The following is a 9,213-nucleotide window of genomic DNA, read 5'->3' as shown; positions in this document are numbered from 1 at the left end:
TCGGGTAAGTTCCGACCTGCACGAATGGCGTAACGACTTCCCCGCTGTCTCCAGCAGAGACTCAGTGAAATTGAATTCCCCGTGAAGATGCGGGGTTCCTGCGGTTAGACGGAAAGACCCCGTGCACCTTTACTATAGCTTTACACTGGCATTCGTGTCGGCATGTGTAGGATAGGTGGTAGACTTTGAAGCCCGGGCGCCAGCTCGGGTGGAGTCACCCTTGAAATACCACCCTTATCTACATGGATGTCTAACCGCGGTCCGTTATCCGGATCCGGGACAGTGTATGGTGGGTAGTTTGACTGGGGCGGTCGCCTCCTAAAGAGTAACGGAGGCGCGCGATGGTGGGCTCAGAACGGTCGGAAATCGTTCGCTGAGTGCAATGGCATAAGCCTGCCTGACTGCGAGACTGACAAGTCGAGCAGAGACGAAAGTCGGTCATAGTGATCCGGTGGTCCCGCGTGGAAGGGCCATCGCTCAACGGATAAAAGGTACGCCGGGGATAACAGGCTGATGACCCCCAAGAGTCCATATCGACGGGGTTGTTTGGCACCTCGATGTCGACTCATCGCATCCTGGGGCTGGAGCAGGTCCCAAGGGTATGGCTGTTCGCCATTTAAAGCGGTACGTGAGTTGGGTTCAGAACGTCGTGAGACAGTTCGGTCCCTATCTGCCGTGGGTGTAGGAATATTGACAGGATCTGTCCCTAGTACGAGAGGACCGGGATGGACGTATCTCTGGTGGACCTGTTGTGGCGCCAGCCGCATAGCAGGGTAGCTATATACGGAACGGATAACCGCTGAAGGCATCTAAGCGGGAAACCGACCTGAAAACGAGTATTCCCTGAGAGTCGTGGTAGACGACCACGTTGATAGGCCGGGTGTGGAAGCACAGTAATGTGTGAAGCTTACCGGTACTAATAACTCGATCGGCTTGATTGTTCGCATTGCTCATGCCCATTTTGATGGGACAGCACAAAGCACAGCTTCTCGAATTGAACATGCACTTTGCCGACCTGGTGGTTATGGCGGAGCGGCTGCACCCGATCCCATTCCGAACTCGGCCGTGAAACGCTCCAGCGCTGATGGTACTTCGTCTCAAGACGCGGGAGAGTAGGTCGCTGCCAGGTCTGCAAAGTGCATGTTTCCAGCTTCTCTTTACGTTTGCCGCTCTTCTGGAGCGGTCATGGGCCGCTCGGCGGCCTTTGTCATTTCCGGAACCCAGTTTCGTAAGCTTCTGCTTACGTCCGCATGGCGCGGGGTGGAGCAGCCCGGTAGCTCGTCAGGCTCATAACCTGAAGGTCGCAGGTTCAAATCCTGCCCCCGCAACCAAGATCAAGCCCCGCAAACCTCTCGGTTTGGCGGGGTTTTTTTCGTTTATGGGGCCGGCAGGTTCAGGCGAGGCGCTGACGGCGGTGGCTGTGAGCCACGTCGTCTTGAAAAAATGCGAATGCGGGCCGGGCAGGGTCGGCCCGCATTCGCGGAAGCGATCAGTAAAAGTTACGAGTCTGACCGCATTCGAAGTTGCAGATGTAGTTGCTGCCGTCGCGCCAGCAGCCTGCCCAGCCTCGCCATGCGCTCTGGTCGGCCAGGTCGGCCTTGCACAGGCGGGTCATGCAGTTCCAGTCATTGACGGCGCAGCCGCGATTCGCTCCGCTCGTGATGACGCGCAGCGTTGTGTAGAGATAGCGTTTCGGCGGGGCCAGCTCGATGCCGACCTCGCGGAAGGCTTGGATCACGTCGCCCTCGGCATATTGCAGCCGCCGCGTGGCATCCAGAACCTTGCGCGCGCCGGCGGTGAAGGTCTCGTTGGGCACCCAGTAGTTCTGGTTGGCGAAGACGAAGATGTCGAACGCCTTCTTCACGTCCCAGCCGGGTCGCTTCGACAGGATGCAGAACGCCTTGTTGTAGATGCCGCTAGAATAGTGGACGTCCATGCCTGCGCGATAGTCCCGCAAATGGCCGATGGAGCGGCCGTCGCGCGGCGGATCGCACATGTAGCGCAGGGACTGGTCGGCACCCTTGAAGATGTCGGCGCCGGTGTTGAGGTCCGGCATCGTGCGGTTGGAGAACAGCTGGCCGTAGGTTTGGGCGAAGTAGAATTCCGCCGCCTCGCCGGCCATGTCGGAGAAGGCCTCGTTCATGCCGCCCGATTCGTCGCGGTAGACGAGGCCGGAGTTCTGCTCGGTGAAGCCGTGGGCGACCTCATGCGCACTCACGTCGAGGCTAACGAGCGGATGGAAACGCGTCGCGCCGTCGCCGAACGTCATCTGCTGGCCGTTCCAGAACGCGTTTTCGTAGTTGCTGGAATAGTGCACCCGCATATGCAGCTTGTTGGTCAGCGGGCTGGTGTTGTACCAGGCGTCAAACATGTCGAAGACGACCTTGCCGTAGCCCTGCGCGTCGTTGAGCGGCGAGGATGCGCCGTTGATCTGCTTGTGCAGGTTTTCGTGGCAGGTGAACTGATAAGGCGCGCCTGAACCGGAAACACCGTGGTTGAGATCCTCGGTCTTGAGGATGGTGCTGTCCATCCGGCAATCCGCGCCCTGTTCCTCCACCTCGTATTTCGGCGGCACGCCGGTACCCCACTGGTACGAACCGACCTTGGTGTTGCCGCCGGGCCCGGTGCCGCTTTCGATGAACTGGATGTTTTCGTAGTGATCCAGCGTCTCGCCGGTCTGTGCATCGATGATGAGGACCGGGCGCGTCGGCTTGATGCCCCCGCCGCTGTCGATGACGGTGGTGAAGAAGCTGGTGGCGTAGGACAGGTGCAGGCTGTTCTCGCCATCGACGAAATAGACGAGCTGCGCCTCCTCGTTCTCGAATGGCGCAAGCGCGCCGCCGCTTTCTTCGGGCGAGATCGGCGCGCGGACGTTCTCGCGCGTGATCGCTTCCCTGGCGCGCTCCAGCGCTTCTTCAGGGCTGAGGGCCGGGTCGGCCGCGCCGCTTTCCGCCGGCGCGATGTCGAACACGGCCGTGCCCTGCAGGTTGATGGTCTGGCCGCTCGCGTCCTGCTCGACCAGAACCTGCTGGTTCCATACCGGAATGCCGTTGAGCGTCTGCTGAAAGCGTACGACGCGGCCCAGATCGTCGGGCAGGTCGCGAACCGTCAGCACGTCGAGGTTGCTCGCCTCGTCCAGACCTATCGCGCTGGCCGTGCTGGCGCCCAGCGATTCCGGCGTGCCTCCGGATTCCTGAATGCTTTCGACGTTGGCGATCAATGCCGCCACGTCGCGGATTTCGGCCGCGCCCGCCTGGCATGCGATCGCCGCTACGGCGCCCGCAAGCAGGGTCCTGAGTGTCGTGATGCGCATGTCTTCCTCCTTGACCGCAGCTAGAAGGCGGTGCGGGACTGGCCGCACTCGAAGTAGCAGATGAAATTGTTGCCATCGCGCCAGCAGCCGGCCCAGCCGCGCCATGCGCTCTGGCCGAGGTCTGCCTTGCACAGGCGGGTCATGCAGTTCCAGTCGCTGACGCCGCAGCCGCGGTTGGAGCTGCTCGTGGTGACGCGAAGCGTCGTGTAGAGATAGCGGCTGCCGACGAGATCGGCGCCGATCGCCGCACCCGGATCCTGCGGCTGCTCGGATTCGGCGACGGTGACGGTCGCGCCCTCTCCAGCCGCATCGGCGAACATCTCGGCGATCTCGGGCGGCATGTCTGCCGGTGGCGCGGAATCCTGCGCCGAAGCAGGCAGCGCGGCGCAGGCGCAAAGCAGAAGTCCAGCATGGAGTGCGGATCGGGAAAGCATCTTCTTCATGGCGATCTCCCTTCAGGATCGAACAACCACCCGTGCCCGATGAAGAGAAAACCACCTTTTCCCGGCCGCCACCTCACCCGATCAGGGGACGAGGCGGCCGATATTTTCGCGACGACGCAGCAGGGCCGCCGGGCGTCAAAGCGTCTTGAGATACTCGACGAGTTCCCAGCGCTGCGGGTCGCTCAGGCCCTGCGTGCCGTATTCGTGGCCGGAGTTGAAGTTGCCGGGGATCGGCGCGCCGCCGGGCTCGTAGACCCTGAACTCGAAGGTTTCGACAATCTCGCCATCGCTGCGCACCAGGAGCTGCGAGGGTTGGGTTGCGAAGCCGACCCTGGCAGGGTCGAAGATCCGGCTGCCGACATGGAATGAGGCTGGCCGGTCGCCCGCGCCGGGTGCCGGCAGCACATCGCCCTCAGGCACCGACACTCGCAGAGGCGCGGGCAGCAGAAGATCGTAGAGCGTCGGCACGGAGCCGTTGTGCAGATAGGGTGCGGTCGCCCAGATGCCGTTGAGCGGGCGTGACTTGTAGGCAAGGATGGTTTCCTCACCCGGCAGCTTCGCATCGCGCGAGGTCAGGCAGGCCTGCGCCAGTTCCTTCTTTGCCGGATCGGTGACGCCCGGCAGGTAGTCGAAGCCGTCGCTTCGCTCGACGCGCTCGGGCGCACCGGCGCGGCGGAAGATGTCATCGAACAGGCTTCCGGCCAGCTCGTCTGCCCGGCCGATGACCGCGCCGACGGCGGCATTCGTCAGCATGTCGCGGGTGAAGTCCTCGGCCTCGATCTTAGGCCCCTTGAGCATGAAAGGCCTGCGACCTTCGTATTTGCCCGCATTGGCGCGGTGCACGAATGTGTTGCAGGCGAGGAAGATGTCCGTACCGCCATCTATGATGGGCTGCATCTGCACCTTGATCGGCGTGACGAGGTCATCCCATGCCAGATCCGTATGGCAGCTGGCGCAATGAACCTCGAAATGGGCGCGCCCGCGCTCGGCCTTGGCCCAGTCGATCTCGGGCAGGACCTCTTCCGGCCAGCGGGGAGACTTGAGGCGTGCGAGCTGCTGCTCGAGGTCGATCATCTTCTCGGCGCGCAGGCTCGAGCGGTATCCGAGCAGGCCCGACATCCAGCGCGGGCTGATCTCGATGTGAGCGAAGACGCCGATCACTTCCGACGTGTTGCGCACCAGCGCGCCGATGTCGGTGTTCTTGTTGAAGATCGGGATGGAGAGGATGTTTCGCGCAATCCCGTTCCACTGGATCTTGTCCTGCTGGGCGGTATTCCAGATGTGTGGATAGCTGGCCGGGGCATCGGAGACCACGCCGCCTTCATAGGGGGCGCCGCCGCCTACGGCCGCGACCTTGTTGAGGATGTGACCCTGCGCGTCGAGGCGGCCATAGCCGTAGCGCAGTTCGGTGTGGTTGGCGTCGATCAGCCGCTGCTGCCAGGCGATCTGTTCGGCAAGCTGCGCACGCAGGGCAAGGCGCGTGGGCACGGAGAGATTTGCGCCCAGCACGGAGCGTGCGAAACGGTCGAACCTGTCATCTTCGGCCGCGGTGGCTTCGAGCGCGGCGAGAATGCGTTCCAGAAAGGACTGGAAGTCGGCGAGCGCCGGCGCGCCTTCGACGCGGATGCGCGTGCCTTCATACTCGATCTCGTTGGTGTGGCAGGCCGAACACGTCATGCCGAGCCACGGCTTGCGCATCACGAAGCCGTTGCAGGTTTCGGGAAACGTCTCGCACATGATGTCGGCACGGCTCGACTCTTCCTTGTCGACGACGAAACCGATGGGCAGGCCGTGGGGATTGAGGGTGCTGACGGGGGCTGGCAGGTAGCCCAGCGCGCGTATGTTCTCTTCGGAGAAGAACGGGTTCTCGCGCTCTGCCTCCTCGAGCGCCAGCGCCCAGTCGAGCGGCAGAAGGCGCGAACCCTGCGTGGTGGTGTACCACGCCATCCTGTCGGCATCGCTCCAGCCTTGGTCGAGACAGACGAGGCCGGCGGCGCAGACGTCCTGCGCCTGCGCCGCCGTTCCGATCTTCCCGTCGCCCGTACCTCCCCCGAGGAAGGCGAACGCGAAGACCGCCGCCCCCGACCAGTTACTGATCCACCGGCTTCTGCCCTTCATATGCCTGCTCCCCCTCGTCGGTTATGTGTTCCGCCAGAAATGCGTTTATGAGGCCGATGCGCACCGCACGGTTGGCGTTGCCGTAGCGGCCGCCGAAGGCCTTGCCCCAGTGATGCAGGCCCGTCACCTCGCCCGCGACGTTGAAGACGGGGGAGCCGGACGATCCGCCGAGCGTGTCGCACAGATGCGCGAAGTCGCTGGCCGTCTGCCGGCCCGGAGAGACGGGCTCGAAAACCGAGCAGCCGACTTCCGAAATCTGCTTGGCTTCGCCAAGGGGGTGCTGGAGAACGAACAGATGCTGGTCTGCCAGCACGTCCTGAGCGGCGAGGCTCAGCGTGCCCCAGCGCTGTCCCGGCCTGCCTGCGACCTTGAGGACCGCGATGTCCAGCGGGTCGCTAACCGCGGCGACGGCGAGGCAATCATACTGCTCCAGTCCCGGTGTCTGGCCGATGCTGTTGTAGGCATATCCGAAGAGGATCTTGGTGGTGAAGCAGGTCGCCTGATCGGCAACGCAATGCTCGTTTGTGACCAGCGTGTCGTCGCGGATCAGAAAGCCGGTGCAGACCTCGCGGAACTGCCTGCCGCCCTCGGTGCGGATGAAGGAAAGCTTGGCGACGGCGCCTTGCACGCGGTCGACCACGGGGAGCAGGGCTCCCTGATACAGATGGATATGCTGTCGGTCGTCCTGCCCGATGATCGATTCCAGCACCGGCCCGCGCCGGTCATAGCTGACGGCGTCGATGGTGAAGCCGAGCGTGCCGCCGCGATTGCCGTATACGGAAATGCCGAGAGACTGACCCCAGCCGATGTTGGTCCACAGCGCGTCGACATCGGCCAGCGTCTCTGCCGTCAGCTTCTGGACGACGGTGCCGTTCTGATCGACCAGCTCGATCTCGAAGAACTCGTCCGGTTCGAAACTGATGTCCGACAGGCGAAGCTGGATGAGGGTGGCGCCGGGGCGCATGATGGACTGCGCCCACATCGCGGGACCGGTGGGACGACCGCCGCTCTCTTCCGGCGGGGGAGGGAAGCTGATGGCGACTTCCTCCACCACGCCCTCGGTATGCGGCACGGACAGCGCCGGCGGATCGTCCTGCGCGGAGGCAGCGCAGAGCGAGGCGATGGTAAAGCAGATGGCGGCGAGAAGGCGCATTGTCCCACTCCTTGCTCTCAGCGCGATGCCAGCATCATGTCGCGGACATCCGATAGCCTGACCCTCGTCACGAAGCCCGCCTGCCGGTTGCCGCAGTTCTCCACCGTCGTGGGGTCGAACTGAAACTCGCGCTGCAGGTGGTCGGGCTCGATCTGGTAGGCACGGCGCAGGAAATCGCGTCCGCGCACATGCATGAGCAGGTGCCAGTCCCGGCGTTCGTTGTAGAACACGCGGCGCAAATCTCCCCCGTTCAGATAAAAGCGGCCACCCGATCCGACCTCGGTCGCAACGATATCGCCAGGCGTAAGGAACTGCCCGAACGTGCCGCGCATCTTGCAGCCGTCGCTCAGTTCGACGAAGTCGACGTCGAAATCCATCGCCCGCCTCATGTCGATCATGGTCGCCTTCGAGGCTTCGAGCAGCGTGCTGTCGAGAACCGCCGTCGTCATGATCCGCTGGTAGATATCGTCGATCCCGGTCGTACCCCGCCGGATCAGGTGGCCAATTGCGGCCGACACCAGAGGTGCAGCCTGGGAGGTTCCAGAAAGAGGTCCGATCATGCCGCCATCGACAGACGAGACCACATTGGCGCCGATCGCGCCGATGTCGTGATAACGCGAGCCGTGGTTGCTGTGCTTGAGAATCTTGAGATGGTCCTGTTCATCGAGGTCGAGGCCGATCACCGATATGACGTTCTTGCTCTCGATGCAGGCGGGGCTGATGCTGCAGCCCGTGGTCTCGTCATGGTTGCCGGCGGCGGCTACGAAGATGGTGTTGGGCAGTCTGGCGATGGTGTCTTCCATGAGCCGCGTGTCAGCCTTGTTCCACGTGATGCTCATGTTGACGACCTTGATGTCCCACCACGGCAGCAGCTTCAACGCGCGGTCAAGCGCCTCGAGGCCGATCTGGTTAGCCTGCGTGAGGCCGATCGGTATGTGGTAGATCGTGATCGGCGGCTCGGTGGTTCCGGGCGGGGGCGGAAGTGAGCCGCCCAGCGTCAGAAGATCGACCAGCAACCCGAGCGTGTGGGTGCCGTGGCTCTTCTCGGCGAGGGGCGTGCGATTGAGCCCTCCGCAGGCAGGAGCCGCATCGTTGGTGGTGTGAGGTGCAGCGGACGCCGACATGCTGTCGGGGCGAGCCACATCCTCGAACGCCCTCGTGTCGAAGTTCCAGCGCTTGAAGCTTATGCCCCGGCCGAAGGCGCAGTGGGTCAATTCGGCGGACGCGTCGATGTGCGCGACCCGCAGCGGAGACAGGCTCTCGCCTTCCTTGTAGGGCTGTACCGGCTTGCCGTCGGCATCGACGAAACCCATGCGGCGCAGGAGCGCGACGTTGCTTTCGTAGAACGATTGCAGTTGCAGCTTCTGGTCGACCAGCACCTTGTCGGACAGGTTGTTTATGACGCGCGAGAACTCGCCCTGAGACGCGTTGCGGGTCTCCACCGTCGCTTCGACGACGGGAATGGCGACCATCTTCACCGGCGATGCCTCGGCACCGAGATCGCGCAGCGCGGTAGGGCTTGCCACCTTGGCGAACTGGTCCACGTCCACGCTCTCGTCGTAGATATACTGGAAGATCGCAGGCGTTTCCTCGGTCCAACCACCGACGATGTCGTTGCCCTGGCACAGCTCGTGGTCGGGCCCGGTCCCCCGACACCACAGGGCCGAAAGGTCGGGGGTTTCGACGATCTCGATGTCGGACTTGCCGGCAGCCAGCTCGCCGGTGCTGCGCACGCCGACATCGTAGGATAGCTTGAGCGAAACGTCGGGCAGGTTGATCTCACGGCCGGGCCACGCGCGGGTCCAGTCGTTCGCGCCCTTGGCCGTCCGGCATATGTCCGGGTTGAGGTCGCACAGCATGGCATCGACGCTGAGCGGCATGCGGTTCTTGAGCCAATGGGGCCAGACGCCGCTGCGGATCATGACGTCGGTGGGCGTCTCGCCCTTCTGGATGGCGACATGCTGCGTTTCGAGCGCGCCGTTCTCGTGAAGGGTCACGTAAAGCCGGGCGAGGTCTGCCTGAACGTCGTCGCGGTTGAGGACTTCCGAGCGCCAGAGGAACTGGTCGTTGCCCTGGGGGGTGACCGTCGCTTCCTGCGCGGCCGCGCCGCCTGCCGACGACAGAGCCATCGCTACGAGGCCGGTATACTTGAGCATCATTCGAAAACCGGACATTTCCGGGTCCTC

Annotated in this window: 5 protein-coding genes, 1 tRNA gene and 2 rRNA genes (1 of these 8 cut by a window edge); 3 read left to right on the top strand and 5 right to left on the bottom strand. The window is 63.3% G+C overall.

Annotated elements, in window-relative coordinates:
• The 3 genes from FY036_RS20780 to FY036_RS20770 form a co-directional block, all read left to right on the top strand.
• Positions 1 to 941, top strand: a 23S ribosomal RNA gene (locus tag FY036_RS20780); it begins 1,859 nt to the left of the window's first position.
• 73 nt (positions 942 to 1,014) lie between these two features.
• Positions 1,015 to 1,129: ribosomal RNA gene (gene rrf, locus FY036_RS20775) — 5S ribosomal RNA — on the top strand.
• Between the two features lie 125 nt (positions 1,130 to 1,254).
• Positions 1,255 to 1,331: transfer RNA gene (locus tag FY036_RS20770), tRNA-Met, on the top strand.
• Positions 1,332 to 1,489: 158 nt separating this feature from the next.
• On the opposite strand, the gene FY036_RS20765 is transcribed toward FY036_RS20770, so the two are convergent.
• The 5 genes from FY036_RS20765 to FY036_RS20745 form a co-directional block, all read right to left on the bottom strand.
• Complete coding sequence (locus FY036_RS20765; RefSeq protein WP_201744820.1) at positions 1,490 to 3,313, bottom strand: M4 family metallopeptidase; 1,824 nt, start codon at positions 3,311 to 3,313, stop codon at positions 1,490 to 1,492.
• A gap of 20 nt (positions 3,314 to 3,333) precedes the next feature.
• Entirely contained in the window at positions 3,334 to 3,756 is a 423-nt protein-coding gene (locus FY036_RS20760; RefSeq protein ID WP_148916667.1) for a hypothetical protein, read from the bottom strand.
• Positions 3,757 to 3,891: 135 nt separating this feature from the next.
• On the bottom strand, positions 3,892 to 5,874 hold the full coding sequence (locus tag FY036_RS20755; protein WP_148916666.1) for a di-heme-cytochrome C peroxidase: 1,983 nt from the start codon (positions 5,872 to 5,874) through the stop codon (positions 3,892 to 3,894).
• A complete protein-coding gene (locus tag FY036_RS20750) occupies positions 5,846 to 7,027 on the bottom strand; it encodes a trypsin-like serine peptidase (protein WP_148916665.1) in 1,182 nt (393 codons plus the stop codon). The genes FY036_RS20755 and FY036_RS20750 overlap by 29 nt, the downstream gene beginning before the upstream one ends.
• A gap of 17 nt (positions 7,028 to 7,044) precedes the next feature.
• On the bottom strand, positions 7,045 to 9,201 hold the full coding sequence (locus FY036_RS20745; protein WP_148916664.1) for a S8 family peptidase: 2,157 nt from the start codon (positions 9,199 to 9,201) through the stop codon (positions 7,045 to 7,047).
• Between the last annotated feature and the right edge of the window lie 12 nt (positions 9,202 to 9,213).

Origin of the sequence: Neoaquamicrobium microcysteis, assembly GCF_008180155.1 — a bacterium.
In the GTDB taxonomy this organism is placed as follows: Bacteria; Pseudomonadota; Alphaproteobacteria; order Rhizobiales; family Rhizobiaceae; genus Aerobium; species Aerobium microcysteis.
This window is presented reverse-complemented; position numbering and strand designations above follow the sequence as displayed.